At 53.6% G+C, this 22,078-nt stretch carries 21 protein-coding genes; 19 read left to right on the top strand and 2 right to left on the bottom strand.

Annotated features, from left to right (window positions below):
• Nucleotides 1–47: 47 nt before the first annotated feature.
• The 6 genes from ACR0B5_RS14600 to ACR0B5_RS14575 are packed head-to-tail and all read left to right on the top strand — an operon-like array spanning nucleotide 48 to nucleotide 5,624.
• The gene (locus tag ACR0B5_RS14600) at nucleotides 48–1,202 is read left to right on the top strand and encodes an LLM class flavin-dependent oxidoreductase (protein WP_480541337.1); all 1,155 of its coding nucleotides are present in this window, start codon (nucleotides 48–50) and stop codon (nucleotides 1,200–1,202) included.
• Nucleotides 1,202–2,092, top strand: a complete 891-nt coding sequence (locus ACR0B5_RS14595; RefSeq protein ID WP_480541335.1) for an aldo/keto reductase — start codon at nucleotides 1,202–1,204, stop codon at nucleotides 2,090–2,092. Before ACR0B5_RS14600 ends, ACR0B5_RS14595 begins: the two co-directional genes overlap by 1 nt.
• Nucleotides 2,092–2,607, top strand: a complete 516-nt coding sequence (locus ACR0B5_RS14590; protein ID WP_170691360.1) for a flavin reductase family protein — start codon at nucleotides 2,092–2,094, stop codon at nucleotides 2,605–2,607. Before ACR0B5_RS14595 ends, ACR0B5_RS14590 begins: the two co-directional genes overlap by 1 nt.
• Before the next feature lie 53 nt (nucleotides 2,608–2,660).
• Nucleotides 2,661–3,248: a TRAP transporter small permease subunit gene (locus ACR0B5_RS14585; protein ID WP_170691358.1), complete on the top strand. Its 588-nt coding sequence runs from the start codon at nucleotides 2,661–2,663 to the stop codon at nucleotides 3,246–3,248.
• Entirely contained in the window at nucleotides 3,249–4,538 is a 1,290-nt protein-coding gene (locus tag ACR0B5_RS14580; protein WP_170378746.1) for a TRAP transporter large permease, read from the top strand.
• Nucleotides 4,539–4,562: 24 nt separating this feature from the next.
• On the top strand, nucleotides 4,563–5,624 hold the full coding sequence (locus ACR0B5_RS14575) for a TRAP transporter substrate-binding protein (protein WP_170378744.1): 1,062 nt from the start codon (nucleotides 4,563–4,565) through the stop codon (nucleotides 5,622–5,624).
• Between the two features lie 30 nt (nucleotides 5,625–5,654).
• Here ACR0B5_RS14575 and ACR0B5_RS14570 read toward each other — a convergent pair whose 3' ends face one another.
• A complete protein-coding gene (locus ACR0B5_RS14570) occupies nucleotides 5,655–6,125 on the bottom strand; it encodes a tetratricopeptide repeat protein (protein ID WP_170666899.1) in 471 nt (156 codons plus the stop codon).
• A 45-nt stretch (nucleotides 6,126–6,170) separates the two neighbouring features.
• Here ACR0B5_RS14570 and ACR0B5_RS14565 point away from each other — a divergent pair, with 45 nt between their 5' ends.
• From ACR0B5_RS14565 to ACR0B5_RS14545, 5 genes are all read left to right on the top strand, one after another.
• A complete protein-coding gene (locus ACR0B5_RS14565; RefSeq protein WP_480541332.1) occupies nucleotides 6,171–7,412 on the top strand; it encodes a cytochrome-c peroxidase in 1,242 nt (413 codons plus the stop codon).
• 901 nt (nucleotides 7,413–8,313) lie between these two features.
• Nucleotides 8,314–9,732 carry a circularly permuted type 2 ATP-grasp protein gene (locus ACR0B5_RS14560; protein ID WP_170638005.1) on the top strand — a complete coding sequence of 473 codons (1,419 nt, stop codon included), beginning with the start codon at nucleotides 8,314–8,316 and terminating at the stop codon, nucleotides 9,730–9,732.
• A gap of 2 nt (nucleotides 9,733–9,734) precedes the next feature.
• On the top strand, nucleotides 9,735–10,676 hold the full coding sequence (locus ACR0B5_RS14555) for an alpha-E domain-containing protein (RefSeq protein WP_425083685.1): 942 nt from the start codon (nucleotides 9,735–9,737) through the stop codon (nucleotides 10,674–10,676).
• A gap of 3 nt (nucleotides 10,677–10,679) precedes the next feature.
• Nucleotides 10,680–11,477, top strand: coding sequence for a transglutaminase family protein (locus ACR0B5_RS14550; protein ID WP_480541329.1), 798 nt, complete (start codon nucleotides 10,680–10,682; stop codon nucleotides 11,475–11,477).
• Nucleotides 11,478–11,488: 11 nt separating this feature from the next.
• Nucleotides 11,489–12,250, top strand: a complete 762-nt coding sequence (locus ACR0B5_RS14545) for a proteasome-type protease (protein ID WP_170642554.1) — start codon at nucleotides 11,489–11,491, stop codon at nucleotides 12,248–12,250.
• Between the two features lie 112 nt (nucleotides 12,251–12,362).
• Here the strand turns inward: ACR0B5_RS14545 and ACR0B5_RS14540 are convergent, their stop codons facing one another.
• Nucleotides 12,363–12,713: a hypothetical protein gene (locus tag ACR0B5_RS14540; protein WP_480541577.1), complete on the bottom strand. Its 351-nt coding sequence runs from the start codon at nucleotides 12,711–12,713 to the stop codon at nucleotides 12,363–12,365.
• A 299-nt stretch (nucleotides 12,714–13,012) separates the two neighbouring features.
• On the opposite strand from ACR0B5_RS14540, the gene ACR0B5_RS14535 reads away from it, so the two are divergent.
• From ACR0B5_RS14535 to ACR0B5_RS14500, 8 genes are all read left to right on the top strand, one after another.
• Nucleotides 13,013–13,330 carry a DDE-type integrase/transposase/recombinase gene (locus ACR0B5_RS14535; RefSeq protein WP_480541575.1) on the top strand — a complete coding sequence of 106 codons (318 nt, stop codon included), beginning with the start codon at nucleotides 13,013–13,015 and terminating at the stop codon, nucleotides 13,328–13,330.
• Between the two features lie 518 nt (nucleotides 13,331–13,848).
• A complete protein-coding gene (locus tag ACR0B5_RS14530) occupies nucleotides 13,849–14,445 on the top strand; it encodes a polysaccharide biosynthesis/export family protein (RefSeq protein WP_480541327.1) in 597 nt (198 codons plus the stop codon).
• A 20-nt stretch (nucleotides 14,446–14,465) separates the two neighbouring features.
• On the top strand, nucleotides 14,466–15,878 hold the full coding sequence (locus tag ACR0B5_RS14525; RefSeq protein ID WP_480541325.1) for a hypothetical protein: 1,413 nt from the start codon (nucleotides 14,466–14,468) through the stop codon (nucleotides 15,876–15,878).
• A 565-nt stretch (nucleotides 15,879–16,443) separates the two neighbouring features.
• Nucleotides 16,444–17,493: a glycosyltransferase gene (locus ACR0B5_RS14520; protein WP_480541323.1), complete on the top strand. Its 1,050-nt coding sequence runs from the start codon at nucleotides 16,444–16,446 to the stop codon at nucleotides 17,491–17,493.
• Between the two features lie 398 nt (nucleotides 17,494–17,891).
• Nucleotides 17,892–18,839, top strand: coding sequence for an NAD-dependent epimerase/dehydratase family protein (locus ACR0B5_RS14515; protein WP_480541321.1), 948 nt, complete (start codon nucleotides 17,892–17,894; stop codon nucleotides 18,837–18,839).
• Nucleotides 18,829–20,379, top strand: a complete 1,551-nt coding sequence (locus tag ACR0B5_RS14510; RefSeq protein ID WP_480541319.1) for a hypothetical protein — start codon at nucleotides 18,829–18,831, stop codon at nucleotides 20,377–20,379. The genes ACR0B5_RS14515 and ACR0B5_RS14510 overlap by 11 nt, the downstream gene beginning before the upstream one ends.
• The gene (locus ACR0B5_RS14505) at nucleotides 20,376–20,750 is read left to right on the top strand and encodes a GtrA family protein (protein WP_480541317.1); all 375 of its coding nucleotides are present in this window, start codon (nucleotides 20,376–20,378) and stop codon (nucleotides 20,748–20,750) included. The genes ACR0B5_RS14510 and ACR0B5_RS14505 overlap by 4 nt, the downstream gene beginning before the upstream one ends.
• Before the next feature lie 518 nt (nucleotides 20,751–21,268).
• On the top strand, nucleotides 21,269–22,078 hold an 810-nt coding region (locus tag ACR0B5_RS14500), incomplete at its 3' end, for a PA14 domain-containing protein (RefSeq protein ID WP_480541315.1).

Raw genomic sequence — 22,078 nt, 5'->3', positions numbered from 1 at the left:
GATTGCTACGCAAGAGGAAAGTCAAAGATGTACGGAGCGTGAATCAAATGAGCATCGTCCCCATCACATCCCCCGATCTGGATGCGGCCGAAGTTTCGTGGTTTGCCGCGCTGTGTTCCGATGATTACCAGTTCCTTGGCGTACCCGATGGCGACCTGCGGTCAAGCTGGGAGCATTGTTCCGGCATCGTGAAAGAGGCCGAAGCGCAAGGCTTCCGCAACATCCTATGCCCGTCCTCCTATCAGGTCGGTCAGGACACGCTGAGTTTTGTCGCGGGCTGCGCCCCAATCACCGACCGGATCAACCTGCTGGCTGCTGTACGCTGTGGCGAGATGCAACCGATCATGCTGGCCCGCACCATTGCGACGCTGGATCACATGCTGAAGGGGCGGTTTACGGTCAACATCATCTCCTCCGATTTTCCCGGTGAGAAAGCCGATAGCGCCTTCCGCTATCAGCGCTCGCGCGAAGTGGTAGAGATTCTGAAGCAAGCCTGGACGCAGGACGAGATCAATCATGCAGGCGAGGTCTATAACTTCTCAGGCCTGACCACTGACCCGGCCAAGCCATACCAGGTTGGAGGGCCGCTGCTCTATTTCGGTGGTTATTCTCCTTCTGCGCTGGACCTCTGTGGCGAACATTGTGACGTCTACCTGATGTGGCCCGAAACCAAGGACCAACTTGCCGAGCGGATGAAGGCCGTTCATGCGGTCGCCGAGAACTACAACCGCACGCTGGACTACGGTTTGCGTGTCCACATGATCGTTCGGGATACCGAGGCAGAGGCGCAGGAATATGCGGATTACATCGTTTCGAAACTGGATGACGAATATGGTCGTGCAATCCGGGAGCGGGCGCTTGACTCGACCTCTCTCGGCGTTGCGCATCAGGCCAAGAACCGCGATCTGGCGGATGCATATGGTTATGTTGAACCGGGTCTATGGACCGGCGTTGGCCGTGCGCGTTCGGGCTGCGGAGCCGCTTTGGTCGGTTCGACCGATCAGGTTATGTCCAAGATCGAAGAATATCAGAAGATGGGCATCCGGGCCTTCATTTTCTCAGGCTACCCTCACATAGACGAAGCCCGCCATTTCGGCAGCCGTGTTCTGCCCAACCTGAAAACCTGTTCGCTGCCCGAAGCTTATGGGCGCGTGCCTGCAACTACCCCGGCGACCCCGCTGGGCAACGGAGTTCGTCGCTGATGCAACGTGTGAAACTTTCTGACTCGCTGGAAATGAGCCGCCTTGTCTATGGCATGTGGCGCTTGGGCGACGACGCAGACACATCGGCGGCACATGTCGAAGCCAAGATTCAGGCCTGTCTGGATCAGGGTATCACCACCTTCGATCAGGCCGATATCTATGGCGACTATGGGGCCGAGGCGGTTCTGGGCAATGCCCTGCGCGCCAATCCCGGTTTGCGCCAGCGGATGGAGATCGTTACTAAATGCGACATCGTCGCGCCCTGTGGCCGCTATGCGAACGCCAAGGTAAAACACTATGACACCTCACGCGCGCATATCGTGAAATCGGTGGACACGTCGCTGTCTGAAATGGCGATTGACCATATCGATCTGCTTCTGATTCACCGCCCTGATCCCATGATGGACCACCATGAGACCGGAGCGGCTCTGGACGAGGTCGTCGCGAGCGGCAAGGTCGGCGCGGTCGGCGTGTCGAACTTCCGGCCTTGGGATTGGTCCCTGCTACAATCGGCGATGAAAACCCAACTGGTCACCAACCAGATCGAGGTGTCTCTGGGTGAGATCAGCCCCTTCACCAATGGTGACCTGGCATTTCACCAGCAGCATGGTCATCCAGTGATGGCGTGGTCGCCGCTGGGGGGTGGGTTGTTGATGGCTGGAAACCCGCCTGTGGGCGTTGTCGCGGATGAAATCGCAGCCGAGTTCGGCGTGGATCGCGCCGCCGTCGCCGTGGCCTTCCTGCTAGCCCATCCGGCCAACATCCTGCCGGTTCTGGGCACCAATAATCTGGATCGGATCAAACGCGCTTCGGACGCGTTGAAAGTCAAACTGGATCGCGAAAGCTGGTACCGCCTTTACGAGGCGGCGCTGGGGCATGAGGTACCATGATGAATGCAATCTCAAAGGACATGACCCACACCTTCGTGCCGCACAAGGACGATACCCGGACTCTGCGCGACGCCTTCGGGCGCTTTGCGACCGGTGTCACCATCGTCACCTGCGCCAGCGCCGATGGCCCGGTCTGCATTACAGCCAACAGCTTTTCGTCGCTTTCATTGGACCCGCCCTTGATAATGTGGGCGGGCGACCGCAACTCGCGCCGCTTCCCGTATTTCCACAAAGCTCGCCACTTCAGCGTGCATGTACTGTCCTCGGAACAGGCCGAGCTGTGCTTTGGCTGCTCGAAAGACGCCTTTGCGCTGCGCGACATCGAGCATGAGCGCTGTGAGAACGGAACGCCGATCCTGCCGGACTGCTTGGCGCGGTTCGAATGTGAACAACACGCGTATCACGATGCGGGCGATCACGTTATTGTGGTGGGAAAGGTTCTTAAGGCCAGCATGGCGGATGGAGACGCGCTGACCTTTTACGCCGGGAAACTCGGCCAATTCGCGCAGCACTAAGCGCGATTTGACGACCGCGGGACATACCCGCGGCTGAACAAGGGAGGATCCGCATGAGCGGACTGGCGTCGGTGCTTGCGCCGATTGCATTCGTGAACGAAACCGTGCTGCGTCTGGGCCGCGCGGTTGGTGTCGTTGCGATTGCACTCATGGTGATCGCAATCCTAATCCAAGTTTTCTTCCGGTATGTGCTGGGCAATGCTCTGCCCTGGCCGGATGAGGCCGCGCGGTTTTGCATGCTCTGGATGACCGGGCTTATGGCCCCCACCGCGTTCCGGCGAGGCGGCTTTGTGGCCATCGACATGCTGGAACGTTTTCTGCCGCGCGTAATCGGCCAATCACTGAACCTGTTCCTGCTGCTGATTTCGCTCGCCGTCTTGCTGGTTGCCGTCAATATCGGCTGGTCCGAGGTCACTGGCTTTGGCGGCAAGTTCGCCACCGCCGCGTTATACCTTCCTACCTCACTCGGGTTCGACGAATGGTACCGCATTCCGCGCAGCTGGATGATGGCCTCGTTGCTAGTGGGGATCATTCTGCTGATATCGGTGAATATCGAGCTGATTCTGCGATCCTTTATCACTCTGCTGGGCGGGGGCCACCTGTTGCCCGAAATTCCTGACGCGGCAGTGGGGGCCGAATAAATGCTGATCTGGTTCCTGCCCACCTTCCTGATTTTCCTGCTGATCGGCCTGCCGGTCTTTTTCGCCCTTTTGGCCGCGCCCGGCATCCTGCTGTGGCTGAACGGACAGACCAACGACATCACGTTGCTCTATCGGAATGTCTATAACGGGATGGACAGCTTCCCGCTGATGGCGATCCCCTTCTTCATGCTCGCAGGAGAGCTGATGAACCGCGGCGGCATCACCATCCGCTTGGTCGAGTTCAGCCAGGCCCTGATGGGCCACCTGCGCGGCGGTCTGGCGCATGTGAACGTGCTGAGTTCGATCCTCTTCGCGGGCCTCTCGGGGTCTGCCGTGGCGGACACTTCGGCGCTTGGGTCGATGCTGATCCCGGCGATGGAGAAACAAGGCTACACCCGCAAATTCGCCGCCGCGATCACGGCGGCGAGTTCTGTGATCGGACCGATTATCCCACCTTCGGGCATCATGATCATCTACGCCTACGTCATGGGTGAAAGCGTCGCCGCCCTGTTCCTAGCGGGCATCGTGCCGGGTGTGATGGTTGGCGTTGGCCTGATGCTGATGATCAAACTCATGGCCGACCGCTACGACTTCCCCGTTGCCAGTCGTAAATACACTTGGCCCGAACGGCGTCAGGCCAGCCTGAAAGCCTTTTTCCCGCTGATGACCCCGGTGATCATTCTGGGTGGTATTCTGGGTGGTATCTTCACACCAACCGAGGCTGCCGCCGTCGCCGTGGGCTACGCCTTCATCATCGGCTTCTTCGTCCTGCGCACGCTGACGTGGAAAGAAGTGCCCGAGGTTCTCAGCAACGCAGGCATGACTTCCGCCGTCGTCCTTCTGCTGGTAGGCGCGGCGATGGCGTTCAAGACGGTTGTCAGCCTCAGCCATGCGCCGGAACAACTGGCCTCGCTGATCCTGAGCCTGTCGGAAAACCCGCTGATCCTGCTGTTTCTGATCAACCTGCTACTGTTCATCGTCGGCATGTTTCTGGATGCCGGCCCCGCGATCATTATCCTTGGTCCGATCCTTGGCCCGATCTTCACCAGCCTCGGCGTCGACCCGATCCACTTCGCCATCATCATGAGCGTCAACCTGACCGTCGGCCTCGCCACACCGCCAATGGGCTTGGTCCTGTTCGTGGCCGCCGCCGTATCGCGCGAGCGGGTCGAAACCATCGCCAAGGCGATCCTGCCGTTCCTGGCCGTTGAAATCATAGTGATCTTCCTGATCACCTATATCCCCGCACTATCCATGACGATCCCGAGGATAACGGGATTTGCCAACTAACTGAGTTCCATAGGGAGGAAACGCATGCTCAGAGATTTCATCAAAACCGCAGCGGTGGCCACATCGCTCGTGGCCGCGTCCGCTATGGCCGCCACAGCCGCCGACTACACGCTGCGCGCCACCGCAAACTCGAACGAAAATGACGAAGACTATGATGGTCTGATTGTCTTCAAGAACTATGTCGAGGCCGCCTCGAACGGCGCGATTGAGGTCGAGCTGTTCATCGGCACCCAACTTTGTTCGAACGGCGCGGAATGCCTGCAAGGCGTGGCCGATGGCACGATTGATATCTACATCTCCACCTCGGGCGGGGCCTCGGGCATCTTTCCTTACGTGCAGGTTCTGGACCTGCCTTACCTGATGGCCGATGACCGCATTGCGGAGCATGTTCTGTCAGGCGATTTCACCCGCACCATGCGCAATATGGCACTGGAGGACTCGGGCGGCGCGATCCGTCTGATGACTATCGGCAACACCGGCGGATGGCGCAACTTCGCCAACACCCAGCGCCGCATTGCTGAGCCTGCCGATATGGAAGGCCTGAAAATCCGCACAGTGGTCGCCGACCTGCCGCAGGAACTGGTTAAAGCTCTGGGCGCGTCGCCGACTCCGATCCCGTGGCCGGAACTGTTCACAAGCTTTCAGACCGGCGTGGTCGAAGGCTCCAAGAACGGCATCACCGACATCATGGGCATGAAATTCCCCGACGCGGGTCTGCAATATGTCACGCTGGACGGCCACGCCTATATGGGCGCACTGTGGTGGATGAATAACGCCAAGTTCCAAGAGATGCCTGAGGATATGCGCCGCGTCGTGGTCGACGGTTTCTATGCGCTGCAACAGGCCACCTTTGCTTCGCCGAAGCGCAAGTCGATCCAGGCTTATGAGGATTTTGTAGCCGGTGGCGGAGACCTCTACGTGCTGACGCCCGATCAGAAGGCCGCGTTCAAAGAGGCCGCAACCCCGGTGTATGACTGGTTTCAGTCCAATGTCGCCCGTGGGGATGAGATCTTTGGCGCGCTGACCGAAGCGGTAGCTGCGGCTGAGGCCGATGTAAACGCCTCACGCGATGCGGATCTGAACTAAGTACATAGGCCGGGCTTTGCGGCCCGGCCCCTACCGAAACGGGTACATCCACCCTTTGTAGTCGTTGACCAGCACATGCGCCCTTTCGATCTGCTCTGGCGACATTTTCTTGACCACTTCTTCAAGGCTGATCGCCGCATCGGGGTCGCCTCCAATGGCGCTGAGCGTGTACCACATGTACGCGCGCACCAGATCGGGCGCAGGCATGCCCAGACCCAATTCATAGTACCAGCCAACGCCCGACTGAGCCCCCGGATGCCCCTTCATCGAGGCGCGCAGATACCATTCAAAGGCCCGCTCGTAGTCCTGCTCGACCCCGAGGCCCAGACCGTACATCACGCCGATCAACTCCTCAGCCTCGGCGTTGCCCGAGCGCGCGGCTGGAAGAAGCTCCTGTCGCGCGGCTTCAAACTGTCCGGCTTCCATCATATCGCGCGCTTGCTCCAGTTCCGCCAGAGCCGGAGACGCAAATATGCAAAGGGCGAAAACAAGCTGACGCATGGGTTGGTTGCTCTCTTCTGGGTTGGGGCCGCTGCGGCACAGGATTTGCCGCGACCGCTAACCGATGATGACTTTATCCCATTTGATATGGAACACGCCGCCGTTGGTCATCAACTGTTTTACGACCCGATCCTGTCGGGCAACCAGAACATCAGCTGCGCCCATTGCCACCACCCGGATTTCGGCACCTCTGACGGGTTGTCACTGGGCATAGGAGAAGGCGGGCAGGGGTTGGGACTGGACCGCACACCCGGCACCGGAGCAGACAGAATACGCAAACGCATCCCTCGCAACTCTCCGGGCCTGTGGAATCTTGGGGCGAGGGAGATTCACACAGTTTTTCACGACGGCAGGCTGAGTATTTCAGACGTCTACGGCAACGGCTTCAATTCCCCAGCGCAGGAGTGGCTGCCTGAGGGCCTGAATTCCCTGCTGGCGGCGCAGGCTCTGTTTCCCCTGACCTCACAATTCGAGATGGCGGGCAATGTGGCCGAGAATGAAGTCACTGGCGCGGTGCATGATCGGATCGATAAAGGCTGGCCTATTCTGGCGAAACGCGTCCGCACCGATCCACGCTATGGCCCGGCCATCGTCTCTGCCTTTGATGAGGTCGAGTCGACCGAAGACATCACGATTACGCAAGTCGCCAACGCTCTGGCCGCTTTCATGGCGATCGAGTGGCGGAGCACCGACAGCCCGTTTGATCACTACCTCGCGGGTGACACGAATGCCCTTTCACCGGCCCAATTGGATGGGATGAAGCTTTTCTACGGCAAAGCCCGCTGCTCCAGCTGCCATGCCGGACCGCTGATGTCAAATCAGAAGTTCTATGCCTTGGGTTTGCCGCCCTTTGGACCGGGCCGCACCCGGCAGTGGGATCCCTTCGTCCGAGATGTCGGCCGCATGGGTGAAAGCAACCGTCTAGAGGATGCTTATAGGTTCCGCACCCCTATGTTGCGCAACGTTGCCCTGACCGCGCCCTACGGTCACAATGGAGCTTTCCCCGATCTTGAAAGCATCATTCGCCATCACTTGAACCCACAGGCAAGCCTAGACAGTTGGAGGCCTGAAATGGCTGCTTTGCCCGAGGTGCCATGGTTGCAAAAAACCGATTTCATAGTGTGGGAGGACGACTATGAAATGGAGCGTCAACGCAATAAAAGCGACATTGTTCCAATCCAACTCACGGAGGTGGAAATTCAAAACCTGATTGCTTTTCTGCATTCGTTGACAGGTACCAGCGTAGATTCATTGAAGTTCGGAGTGCCGAAAGGATTTATGCCTTAGCCATACCTCACATCGGCAAGGTGTCGTCAGACAAATCGTCTCCTCCAGTCCTTTTGGGTTGTCCCTTTTGAGGAGATCTTGGGACGAAATGATCTGTAGAGAAAAAGACTGTGTTGAGTGGCGGGATACCAAATACAGGCAATGAATCAGTATCAACCCAATTCAATCTGACAAGATTGGTATTTGGATCACCGTTTTTGAGTGTGGTATGTCTACGGTACCAGATGACTCCTATCTCGACCGCGCGTCATTTTCGCCACCCCCGGATACGATAAAGCCACCAGCAAAGCCCCTATGCGCGCTTGCTAATGTATCGGGTCTCGCTCAGGAAGACTTTCTGGCGGGATGCTCTTGTCGCACTTCGCCCAAATCACAATCTTGTACATCTTTTGCAGCGCGGCAAGTCTTGCCTACTGGCTGCCGTGGGAACAACGTATCGGGATGGGCGGTCGTATCCAAATGGACCTCTTGAGCGTGGAATTTCACCTTGCTGAGCGCAGGTAAAAATGTCCGTGGTGCCCGTGGACTTTTAGTTCGTCATGTTTCTGATTTCGCGCCAGCAACGGATGGCAGCTTCGAAAGCTCACACCCCAGCGGTGAAGTCCCGCGGTCAACGTCGGTAGTGCGACGTCAGCGAGAATGTGGACGGATCCCGCTGGTCCAATTCTGGCCTGCATCTGAGGTCAGGAAAGAACCCAAAACCAGAAGTGCTTCCGTTCTCAACCACTGAGACAATCACTTTACATTTTACGTCATTTGTATCTAAACCGAAAACATCAGCAGGATTGTGCAGCTTATTGGATGTAACAATTAGCTCGAAAAAAAGGCGTTTCCTTCCGAAGCGCTCATCAAAAAGGATCGAATAACTTGAAAACCCCGAATTGATCGTCAAACTTCTCGCATGAGTGAGTATTTTGATGAAATGTTCAACAGTGATGGATCGCTTAGAGGTCCATACGAAGAGATCGGTCGTTGGTTTGATGCGGAAGATGTATCACGGCTAAGAGCCAAACAGCGCGAAGCTGAAGAAGTCTTCAGGCTGACGGGTATTACCTTTAACGTTTATGGCAAAGCCGAAGCAGAGGAACGGTTGATACCGTTTGATATCGTGCCGCGCGTCATTTCCGCACGAGAGTGGCAGCGGCTCGAACGCGGCATCGAACAAAGGGTGCGGGCAATCAATGCCTTTCTTCACGACATCTATCACCGCCAAGAAATCGTAAGGGCCGGACGTGTACCGGCCGAGATGATCGCCGGAAACGAAGCGTTCCTGCCGCAGATGCTCGGTGTCTCGCCGCCCGGTCAGGTTTATACGCATATCGTCGGTGTTGACCTGGTGCGAACCGGACCAGATGAGTTCTTTGTGCTTGAGGACAACGCGCGCACGCCATCCGGCGTCAGCTATATGCTGGAGAACCGGGAAACGATGCTAAAGATGTTCCCCGAGCTCTTCAGTGCCACAAATGTTCGAAATGTTTCCGACTACCCGCGAAATTTGAGGCGATCTCTTGCAGCCTGCGCACCGGCCTGTGCAGAGGGAGAACCCACGGTCGCGGTTTTGACACCCGGTATCTACAACTCAGCCTATTACGAACACGCGTTTCTTGCGGACCAGATGGCCGTGGAATTGGTCGAAGGGCACGACCTGCGGGTCGTCGACGGACGTGTTTGTATGCGTACCACCCGGGGCTACAAGCCTATCGACGTTCTGTATCGACGGGTCGATGACGATTTCTTAGATCCGCTGAATTTCAACCCTGACAGCGCCTTGGGCGTTCCCGGCATTCTGGATGTATACCGCGCAGGGGGCATCACTATTGCGAATGCTCCGGGCACAGGTATCGCGGATGACAAGGCAATTTACTCGTACATGCCTGAAATCGTTGAATTCTATACCGGTGAAAAGCCCCTGCTTCAAAATGTACCCACCTGGCGTTGCAGCGATCCAGAGTCTCTGTCCTACGTGCTGGACAACCTGTCCGACCTCGTGGTCAAGGAAGTACATGGGTCTGGCGGTTACGGTATGTTGATTGGGCCTACGGCCAGCAAGAAAGAGATTTCAGCTTTCCGTGAAAAGCTGAAGAAGAGACCCGGGAACTATATAGCTCAGCCGACTCTGTCGCTTTCAACGGTTCCAATTTTCGCGCGCTCGGGGCTCGCACCCAGGCACGTTGATCTGCGCCCCTTTGTTTTGGTGTCTCCAGATGGGGTTAATATCACACCCGGCGGTTTGACACGCGTGGCGCTGAAGAAAGGGTCGCTCGTCGTGAACTCAAGTCAGGGCGGCGGGACCAAAGACACCTGGGTTCTGGAGGACTGACCATGCTGGGAAAAACTGCTGGCGGGTTGTTCTGGATGTCCCGCTACCTCGAACGGGCGGAAAACACGGCGAGGCTGCTTGAAACAGGTCAGAGGATGGCGTTGACCCGTTCCAAGAACTCTGCCGAAGAATGGGGCTCTGTACTGAAAACGGCTGGCGTTTTGGATGGATACCACGCCAAGTACGATGACATTTCAAAAGACAACGCTGTGGATTGGGTGTTGCGCGATGCCGACAACCCATCCTCGATCAAGTCGGTCATCAAACAGGCAAGGAACAACGCACGCCTTGTTCGAACCGCACTTACCCACGATGTTTGGAGCGCGGTGAACGCAAGTTGGATGCAAATTGACGAGGCGATGAAGCGCCGTGTGAATGAGCGCGATTTGCCCGCCATGTTGGAGCTTATTCGTCACCAGGCCGCACTGGTCCGTGGCGCCACTTTGGGTACCATGCTGCGCAATGATATCTTCGATTTCACTCGCATCGGCACTTTTGTCGAACGGGCCGACAACACGGGGCGCATCTTGGACGTGAAGTACTACGTTCTATTGCCCACGGCGTTCTCAGTCGGCTCGTCCCTGGACAACATCCAGTGGGAAAGCATCCTTCGTTCCGTCGGTGCTGGTGGCGGCTATCGGATGACACACGGTCAGAAAACAAGACCGTCTGACATTGCTGAGTTTTTGATCTTGGATGAGCGGATGCCCCGCAGTCTTCACTTTTGTTGTAGAAAGATTCAAGAAAACCTGTCCTACCTGAAGAAAGACTATGGCTTTGCGGGGCCGTCATGCGCCGCATCAAATGCACTGTACGAGAAATATCTGGACCGGAAAATATCCGATATCTTTGAGTTGGGGCTGCATGAATACATTCAGGATTTTCTGAAAGATCTCGGCAGCTTAAGTCGTCAGATCGAGATTGACTACCGGTTCTATGAGTAGCCCATGAAACTCCATATTCGCCATAAGACACGATACGATTTCGACGCGCCGGTCCCCTTTGGACTGCAGCAGCTTAGGAAAACGCCAAAGTCATTTCGCAACCAGACCATTGAAAGCTGGAGCACCGAAGTCATCGGAGGGATCAAAGAGCTGAGCTTTGAAGACTACCACCGAAACACTGTGGAATTGATCAGTTTCGAAGCAAATACCCAAAGCATTTCTTTGATATCCGAAGGCGTTGTGGAGGTGGAAGACACACATGGTGTCCTGGGACGCCACGAAGGGTCGACACCGCTATGGCTTTTCAAACGGAGCACGCCTCAGACAACGCCAGGAAAAGGGGTTGCTGATGTGATCGGCGCGCTGCCCGAAGGCGAGCCGCTTCAGCAGATGCACGCCTTGTCCGAAAAAATTCGATCTCGGGTCACCTATGAAGTGGGAAGTTCGCACCCAGGTTGGAGCGCTGAAGAGGCCCTCGCAGCGGGGTGCGGCGTGTGCCAGGACCATGCGCATATTTTTATTACCTGCGCTCGGCAGATCGGAATGCCTGCGCGCTATGTTTCAGGTTACCTGATGATGAACGAAACGGAGCTACAGGACGCGACCCATGCCTGGGCCGAAGTGCATTTGGACGGGCTCGGATGGGTGGGATTTGACGTCTCCAACGGAATTTCGCCTGATCATCGTTATGTACGCGTCGCAACCGGTCTGGACTATGCCCAAGCTGCGCCGGTAATAGGGAACAGAATTGGGACAGCGGGCGAGCAATTGACAGTACAGTTGCAAGTCGCACAGCAGTAACGGAGAACTTAATGACCTATGCTGTGGGCATGCGGCTGAACCGCGGACTGGTGTTCATGTCCGATACGCGCACGAATGCCGGCGTCGACAATATTTCGACCTTCAACAAGATGTTCAATTGGACAGTGGAAGGTGAGCGGTCGATCACTCTGCTGACCGCCGGCAATCTGGCGACCACTCAGGCCACAGTAAGCCTGCTTGAGGAGCGCACAAAAGCGCCGGAAGATCGTTCTCCCTCGATCCTGGAAGCGCCGACAATGTTTCAGGTCGCGCAACTGGTCGCGGCTACGCTGAACGATGTCATCGAAGAGCATGCCCGGTCTGGGCAACAAGCTGACAGCGCCTTTCACGCAACGCTCATTCTGGGTGGGCAGATTAAGGGCGGGCCGTCTCGATTGTTCCTGATCTACCCAGAAGGCAACTTTATCGAGGCGGGCGACGACACCCCATTCTTTCAGATCGGAGAGACAAAATACGGCCGCCCAATTCTGGTGCGTGCCTACGATCCCGAAATGAGTTTTCCGGAGACCGTGAAACTCTTGCTCGTCAGTTTCGATTCAACGATCAAGGCTAACTTGTCTGTTGGGGCGCCGCTGGATCTACTGCTTTACGATGAAGACAGCCTTGAGGCTGGTACGCGGTCCAGGTTTGAGAGTGACGATCAGTACTTTCGAACGATATCTGAAGGTTGGGGCGACGCCTTGAAGTCTGCCCTGTCGAAACTTCCAGAATACAAGGCGGTGTCCGAGCGAAATAGTCGATCCTCGGCTTAGTCCGCGCCCAGGTCATTGCGTACTCACAATTGTTGACCTCGCGCCAAAGAGTCCTGTCGCAAATGTTTTAAGTGGCGGCACTAACGAGTTGGTGAGCAGTTTAGCCTGCCAGTTACGCGAACCGCTGAAACTGACGGAATTCGGCTGCAATTTGACCTTTGCAGATCATGTTGACCAATTCTATGCTTGCTAAGATTGATATGGCCGAAATGAAAGTTCTGAACCCCAGCAGGAGCCTGATCCAACTTTTGACGAAAATATGGTCCTGTTCACCAGTGCTATTTAGCCTGACCAACTCAATCGGGATCAGGCAACCAAAGCCTTTCAGCATCTTGTCTATAGCCTTGTGCCAGCAGTGTATGTCCAGCTTTTGTCGATAAAAATCTTCCGTGGTAGTCCATTTACTTCGAGCGCGCGGGTAAAAGTTCGTGGCGACACGTCTTTTCCCGTATTTCGATAGTATGAAGTCCAGGATTTTGCCGTTTTGTCGATGGCCTGCTTAGAGTAAAACTACTCACCCTTCACCGCAATGTATGCCTTGTCCATGCGCTGCTAACGATCTTCTTCACGCTTTCTATACTGCGTTACTTCAGCAATGAGGCCGGAATATCGATTTACCCAATGGTTCATCACCGAATGATCCAGGTCAACGCGGCGTTCTGCTATGATTTCTTCCAGATCTCGGTATGACACCGCTTACCAGAGATAGAAGAAAACAGCGTGTAAGATCACTTCACTGAGAAAACGCGCGCGCTACGTGCGATTTTCACAGTCCGCTCCTGTCACTTTCTGGCATGCGTTACTGGAAATGCATGCGACCTAATCGGTGGGAACGAAGATTGCGAAAGAACCTTAAGAAATCATGGCCGAGCGTGGCGTCGTGGTGGATTTCACTACGATGAACCACTGAGTTACAGAATACGCCAGCGCACCTGCGGACATAGCTCGCGCAAGGGTTCGTTTGACCGCTATTGGCGGGTCGACGACACGTGCATCAAGGTTGGAGATGTTTGGGCCTATCTTTATCGGGCGCTCGACGAACATGGCAAAACGCTCGGTTTCATGCTTTCAAAACGTTGAATCAAATCGATTGCGATTAAAGCATCTGCGAATACGGCTGGTAACAAGGCAACAAACGAGATGCTCAAAGGTTTTGGTTGCACGCTGCAGATCGAGATGTTGAAGTCGAGTTATCTAACTAACATCGCGGAACAAGATCGCATGATTTTTAAAAGATGAACCTGAACGATGCTTGGCTTAACGCTTAGAAACTGCGTCTACAACTCTTTCTGGTTTCGACGTCGCGCCCAAGATCCGCAATGGTCAATTCATGCTGGCCTTCTGACCGTTTCCAAAGCGTGCGGAACAGGCGTCCTAGTCTATTGACGCAAAAGCTGGCTTCCAAAAAAACGAAAACTTTGCAAAAGAACCATCTTTCGTCGTTACAAAAACCACACCAAGTAACGGCAAATGTGTTTTGATTTGGAAGAAATCGTGCAATTCTCATCAAAAATGGGTCAAAATGAAACGGCAACTAGGTCACTGAGTATCCGGCAGATCGTCGAGAAGAGCTCAAGGCAAAACGGAAGAGTTTGAATATGAAGTCTATTGTCGTGCTGCTCGCTGCAGTCGTGATCGGAACGCTGGCACTACCAGTCATGGCGCAAGGTTATCGCATTCAATCAGGTGATACGCTGCGTATAGAAGTGCTGGAAGATCAAAGTCTGAACCGTGAAGTTCTAGTGCGTCCGGACGGTCGCATCAACGTACCGCTAGCAGGTACGCTGCGAGCCGGGGGTCGAAGCGTAGAACAGGTTGGCGAGGAATTGGCGCGGCTGCTGGCTCCCAACTTCGCCTTCGAGCCGAATGTTTTTGTATCGCTCGACACGCTCAACGAACCGCGAGAACCGCTCCGCAGAACAATTGATGTGTTCGTAATCGGCGAAGCCGGATCACCTGGGCGACATACACCGGAACGAGGCACAACACTTTTGCAATTTTTCGGCGAGATGGGTGGGTTTTCTAGATTTGCCGCCACAAAACGGATAATGCTGCGCCGTACAGACAAATCAGGTAAAGAGACCGTGTACCAGTTCAACTATGATGCAATGTTGGACGGTACGGGTACTGGGGGGGCGACACAGCTGGCCGATGGTGACGTGATTGTAATCCCTGAACGGCGCCTGTTCGAATAACCCCGAAAAGAGGCGGGGCAGTGAAACGTAAACTCTATCTTCTAACAGCGGTTTTGGGTGTGGTTTGTCTTGCTATAAACCCTAAAAATCGTGCTGAAGCTCAAGGTGTGGATCTAGATCCAGGCGGCCCTCAAATGACACTGGGACTAGCCCAACGAATAGAAGCCGGAGAAAACCTGACTCTTGACGTTCCTGAACAGGGCAATGGAGCAATCGCTTCAACGATTTTGTCTTTTGGATTGTCCAGTGAAACCCCGATCCAAAGCCTGAGCCTAGATGCCACTACTGCTTTGCGCTGGTCTGATTTGCCGGACAGAGGCAGTGAATTCGATATCGGCGACTCTATTTTTGACTTCGGCTACAATCGTGACGGCGCCAATGCTGGTCTGGATCTGAATGCCGATTTCTCAAGTTACGATATCGGGTTTTCGCGATCTTTGCGAACTTTCATAGATGACGATGGTGTGCTCCGAATTCCGTCCGATTTTCCTGACCTTACTGGCGACGGAACGCGTAGGGAATACAATTTGGCTTTCCAAATGGACTTTGGTCGACGGGATTTGGTAGGTTATTATTTCCGCGTCGATGCAAGGGAACTCAGATATACTGATCAGACAAGCCCAACGCTTTCTGACAACAGTACCCTCAGTGCAGGTGCGGGAGCCAGTTTCATTTTATCTCCAATAACCACCGCTACCGTTGATGTTAGCGTAGAGCGGTTTGAAGAAGATGATCCGGATCAACGGCATAGGACTACCAAGGACATAACGCTTGGACTGTCACACGAACTCTCGTCACGCACCCGCTTCAATTTTGCCTTTGGGTATACCGACATTGACGATCGGCGCGATATTGAGGGTGATACGCTTACCGCCGGCCCGATTGGCAGTTTCGGTATCGAACATGATGTGTCGAACGGCTCGGCGACACTTGATTTGGCAACAGAGCTCGCAACAGCCGGACGCCTCAATACTTTGAGGATCGGCCGCAGCATGTCGGTTCTTGACGGGGACTTCTCGGCAAGCCTGGGTGTTGCGCACACAAATGATGGCAAGACTGAACCAATTGGATCGTTAAGCTATGCTCAAGTCTTTGGGGAAAACGAACTCCGGATCATTTTCGACCGAAGTGTTGTTATTACAGATGATGACGTTTTTCGGGATGAGTACATCCTGGATGTCGTCTATATTTTGGGTCTTGGCCCGTATTCCCGTCTTGGTTTTTCCGCGACCCATGTCCTGACCGATGATACGATCGTTGACCCGCGCGTTGCGCGAACAGATTTGAATGCCGTTTACAGTTATGAGCTTGAGTCCGAGTGGATCCTTAATGCCGGCTTTAACTACCGCGTTCGAGACGAAGACGGTGTCGGTCGGGCGACGAGCCCATTGGCATTTCTTTCTATTGGCAGAGAGTTCGCTTGGCGCCCCTAAAACGGTGCTGATGATTCATGGGCTGCAGTGCATTGATGGAGCGGTGCACAAAGCCAAGACGAAATGGTTTGACGGATTCAAATATTTTGGGCTCTGTTGCTAGTTTTTCTCATATCTGTCAGTTAAGGTGAAGTTCTAACAGCTCATGCGCTGACTTTGTAAGCTGCTATCTTCTGTTCTCAATGAAATTTTTCATGTCGGGATAAGGTAGGATTGATGGCAGAATCTGGTGTTGACCCTGTTCATGTGCTAGCTCATCGGTTTTTTAGCCTAACCCCTTTTAACGCCAAAAGAAATTGCGACGGAACTCTTATCCTATAAGAGAATGAACGCTTTGAATCTGCTTCTGTCAATGCGTCGGCCTGCGCGTTGAGTTGGTGATCAGTGGTCAAAACGTGAGCCTAATTAAGTGGCCCTATTCCAAGATGACAAAACGTGGCAAATTCTCAGGTGTTTTTTTTAGAACAGCTGACAGCTTGATCGCACTTGCGGGGATTGAGCGAAACAAAAACGACCGATAGTGTTAACCGTATATATAAAGTCGAAAGCTACCAGGCGTTTCAACATGACGAGCATTAGTGTTATTGTACCGGTGTATTCAGGAGAGAAATATCTCAAGAAGCTTGTCGAAGAAGTGCAGTCTCTTAGGTCCGCGTGGGAGTCGAGCGAAGCGCCTATCAATTTGGTGGAACTTATTCTTGTGGATGATGCTGCGATTGATGAATCTCCACGTTTGGCCGACTCTTTGGCAAATGAGTATGTGTGGGTTACGACTATCCACCTTTCACGAAATTTTGGACAACACGCTGCGACAATTGCAGGAATTCTTCATTCATCTGGCGATTGGGTCGTCACATTGGACGAAGACCTACAGCACCCACCAAATCGAATTGAAGAAATGCTCAGTAAAGCAGTTCGACACAATAATGACGTCGTCTATGCTAGACCAGAAAAGAAAGCCGTTCATGCCAAGGCATGGAGAGACGATTCATCACGCATCTTCAAGCGGCTCATGGAATGGCTAACAGGAACGCCTAGTCTACGCCTCGTAAACAGTTTTCGCCTCATGCGGGGCTCCATTGCCCGGGCAACCGCTAGCGTTTGCACACACAATACCTATTTCGATATTGCGTTGACATGGTTCACACAGAGTATCTCTGCTTTCGAGATGCCTATGCACGACGAACGCTTCTCGTCCACAGGGAAAAGCGGCTACAGTCTTAGCAAACTTATTAGACACGCTCAGAAAATGCTATTTTCAAGTCAATTGAGATTCTTGTCCATCGGTCTGTGGATGGGATTCATCCTATTTATGTTGTCGATCATAGCGGGCATCTATTTTATGATCGTTAGAATGATCAGTCCCGACGCTATCGGCGTGCAAGGTTGGACATCCTTGTTCGTTGCCGTATGCGCATCAGCGGGTCTAATCTCAGCCATGCTCGGAATTTGCATGCAGTATCTTTCCACGCTCGTTCTTAAAGCCCACGGTCGTCCAACCTTCTTTGTCATTGACCGCTCGTCAGATGGCGCCATCCTTGAGTGGCTCGAAAACCAGCATAGTGAATGCAGGGATCGAATCCCAAAGGCTAAGGAGTCCCGTTTCTTTGCTTAGGTAGCAAGCTTGAAATGCGAAAGATCACACGACAGGAAGCGGATGAGGTTGTAAATGGAACGAATAGAGGGGGAAGCACGCAGCATATAAATGACGCGCTTTGCGTTTTGTCCTCACCATTTGAATCCGTTGCATACCAAGGCGTTGGGAATACCGCCCGAAGACGAAGTGAATGCCACTAAGGAAATACGACCGTCTCTTGTTGTTTTCGGCGACTCAGCCACTTTTGTTGGGATTTCGCGTGATATTTGAGAAGCAATGCGGTCGTTCTTGGAGAATGCGGGACACGAGACAGTGCACGACATTGATGGTTATATGCCAATGCGGTCGCGCCCGTAAATTTCATCGAGGCGTATCAGGAACTAGAAGGAATAGGAACTTGGCAAACGGTGGCGTCAGTGCTTTTTCTTGGTTTTGAAGGTACCGCAACGACCAAGCCACAGATAGTGACGGTTTATGGGTCTGGTTTGATAGGTGCTTCCATTGTCAAAGCCCTAAGATACAGCGGCCATCCTTCGCATACGCGGTCTTTGAATTGGACTTGGCCAAACCCAACAGGCGCACAGACACGGGCGGTCGAAGCGGTTTTCAATGCCTTCATTGATCGGCAGCCACCGTCGCGCATAACTACTATTTGGGCAGCTGGTCGAAGCGGATTTGGTTCTTCCGAAGAAGACATGTCTTTAGAGTATCAGGCATTTTGTGGCGTCCGAACTCTTGCGCGAAAATTGGCACTGAACAATGAGGTCATTTCCAGCAGCTTTATTCACATCAGTTCGGCGGGTGGGCTATTTGAAGGTCAGATTGCGTGCGACAAGGATACTATTCCTGAGCCGATCAGGGCTTATGGGCATGGAAAGTTAAAACAGGAAATCGCGTTGCTTGAAGATGTGGGTTTAGGGCGTCGGCTTATTGTTCGGCCAAGCAGTGTTTTCGGCTATACGTCACATGGTCGGTTTGGGCTGGTGTCAGCTCTTATATCTGCCGCGATCCAAAATCGTGATGCCGTCATTTTTGGTGCCCTGAGCACACAGCGAGATTTCATCTTTGCTCCTGATATCGGTCGCTATGTTTCGCAAAAAGTGCTCAATGTATCATTTCAAGCCCCAAATATTGAGAAGGTAATACTTGCGTCTGGACGCCCTGCGTCAATATTCGAAATAATCAAAACAGTTGAGGAGGTTGTCGGAACTCCTATCTACCTGAAAATCGAAGCAAACCCCGACAATGCTTTGAACAATACCTTTAGAGCTTCAGTTCTGCCATCTGGCTTCATTCCAACCTCTTTGCGCCAGGGCATCGAACAAACAAAATCTGAGATGGAGAACCATAGCTTTGGAAAATGAGACACTTCAGGGTTCTCTTCAGTTTTTGAAAGCACAGGTTATATTGCCTTGGCTGGCTTTAATGCCTGTTTTGGCAATCATTTACATGACAGTGCCCCCATCACCGGATCAATCACAGTTCGATTGGATGGCCTACATCGCTACCAGGGGGCAGCCAGTTTACTCAGGAAGCTTTGATATGAATTGGCCCGGCGCGATGTGGTTGCACGAAATAGGTTTGCGGATTTTTGGCGTTCATGCGTGGACTTGGCGGCTCACAGATTTTCTACTTATGACTTTCTTCACCTTGGGCGGCGCTGTATTGCTTTCACGCTCCGATTGGCGCTTGGCGCCTACTATATTTCTATTTCTTTACCCGCCTTTATATATCAGCTCCGGCTCTTGGATGGCCGGGCAGCGTGACATTATTGCGACGGGGTTTTTGATCTTAGCCTGTGCCCTGGCCATGCCAGGACAGCGCCGGGAATGGATTGCTGTAATTTTAGCCGGTGTTTGCGTGTCTGCGGCCGTGCTGATCCGGCCGACCTTTTTAAGCTTTATCGCAGGTCTGATACTGCTGGAGGCTCTACCACTCAAAGCACATCAAAAACGGCTGTTATCCCCGGGAGTGCGGGCATTAGGATTTGGGACGGGTTGTGCATTCGGTCTGTTTACCGCCGCTTTCGTTGCGTTTCTTATGGGAAATTTAATTGATTGGTACCAACAGAGTTTCGAATTCGCACTATCGATCTATGTAGGGTCGGCACCGCAAGATTGGCGCGTTACACTGCAAACGCTTTTCCTCCGCTCTTGGCACTGGATAAGTCTTCTTGGCTTAATGGGATTCTTATTTTGGGCTTGGCGCGACCGTTTTGGCTACGCACTGATCCTTGTACTTGGGATTGCCGCGACGCTGGCCGTGTCCTTCACGGTCCAAAACAAACACTTTGGATACCATCTAGGTGGTGCTCTTACCGTCCTCACCCTGCTAGCCGCAGTAGCACTCGACAGCATCAACAACCTACGTCTGACGGGCTCGTCCGGGGTAACGCGAACAGCCTCTCTCGTGGCGCTTGTGTTATTTGGCTTGTTAGCGGTTGCCGGGACGGCCAGCAAGTTGCACAACTTCGAAAACAACATCCGTTTGCTTGTCGCAGGGGGTATATGGCCGACTGAAGGCTTCGGACTCACGGAGACTGAACGGCGAGAAATTGTTGCATTGATCTCAGAGGGCAGCACCGAGGATGAGACCGTAGCCGTCTATGGCACACAATATGAGTTACCATATCGAGCAGAACGCCTGCCCGCATATCGCTACTTCACGCCCGCAGCGGACCAGATCGACCCCAGTTTTGCACATTTCGATGCCTGGATGGCTGAGGTGGATTTCGGGCTGTTGAACAACCCGCCAGCCTTTGTGATCATGCAGAAATCATCTTTGGATGCGTCCAATTCTGATACGGATCGACCGATTCTGAATCGCCTCTCAACACATATTTCGACTGGTCATGTAGTGGTTTTCGAGAATAGCAGCTTGATTGTTTACAAGAGGCAATCGTGACCGAAACCCGGAATCAAATGCTGCGTTTTGTGCTGATTGGGCTGTTTTCAACCGGCCTTTACTTCACTCTTTTGATCATCCTTGAGCCGTTTATTCACTCAATCATGCTATTGGCGGCCGCGTGCTATGTCATCTCGATGGCCTTCAATTTTCTAGCTCAGGCACTCTTTACATTTCAAGTTCAACGCCTATCGCATCAACAATTGGCGCGATACTTAATCATGCATGGCATCGCTTTACTGGTGAACTCGATTTTGATGAGCGCCTTGGTAGATGCACTCAATTTCCAACTTGTAGTTGCGCAAGTGATTGTTACCGGCATAACAACTATAATAACCTTCGCTTTATCAAAGGCTTGGGTATATAAATAAGGCTGGATCGGACTACTCAGAAGTGGCCCAGTTTGAATGTTGGCGTAGTGTAGCTACTGAACTAAAAAGGCGACGGTTTTCGGTGCAATTGTTTTTTTGTCAATGCGCCGTGCCCGACATTACACTTAGATGGGGAGAGGCCCAAGTCTTCTCGATGAATGAGGACGGGCCAATAGGGGCGCTCCCGTCCCGGGTGGCTGTTAAATGCCTGTAGATTTGCACTGATCAGCAGAATGCTGCCTACCTAAACGCAGAACGCCTAGTCGGTGAAGAATGTTTGAATCTCACGTGCTAGGGAGATTCGTATCACCACTCACAAAGCTGGGCTCCGTCTTTGGGGCCTTTCGCAAAAAAAACACAAACAAGGCCCGAAAATGACCAACTGGTTGTAAACAAAAACCATGTTGCCGATAGGATTGTAACGAGTTTGTTCCCAACGGTTCTTACTACTTTAAATGTGCTGCCTGTAAGCAACTCGGAATCGTGCCACTCGCTCTGACATAGTCATTGGACACCATATGCCTAAATCTCTTCTTCCCCCGTTTCCGCAACTGGCAGCTTACGCTGGAATGGGCAGTTCCACCACAGCTTCGGAAACAGAAGCTTCTGAAGCCCTCGAACCTACGAACGATGGCCTCTTATCTTCCGTTTCAAATGACCCCGTTGATGCGACGCCTGGGGATCAGAGTGACAATCTGAGCGGTTTCCGTATGGCGTTTTTCGCGCTTGATTTCAATCCTTCGCGCCTGTCTGAGATCGATTTTTGGGCTGCGGCGGACGCCACGGCGCGCAGTGATGCTCTGAACTATGATGGCAGCAGACAGATCTGGGAAGGCGGCCCTGATGATGTCTTTGCGGTACGCGCCACGACGGATCTGCACATTGAGCAGGCGGGGCGCTACACATTCTACTTGCTTTCCGATGACGGCTCCCGCCTGCGGCTCAATGGCCAGGACCTGATTGACAATGACGGGCTGCACGCGACTGTGCAGCAGACCGCCACGATCGAGTTGTCGGCGGGCACCCATAGCCTTGAGGCGCTCTACTTCGAGGCCTATGGCGATGCGACCCTGATGCTCGAGTGGGCTGGCCCTGACACAGGCGGCGCACGCACCGTGTTGACCGGAGATCATGTCACCTATCCCCAGGACGGCACGTCGTCTCCGGTTGAAGACCCCGTGGCAGAGGCCCCGGTGGACGACGCTCCGGTCGAGACGCCCGTTGATGCGACGCCTGGGGATCAGAGTGACAATCTGAGCGGTTTCCGTATGGCGTTTTTCGCGCTTGATTTCAATCCTTCGCGCCTGTCTGAGATCGATTTTTGGGCT

The sequence above is a fragment of the Ruegeria sp. AG1 genome, from assembly GCF_056541705.1.
This window is presented reverse-complemented; position numbering and strand designations above follow the sequence as displayed.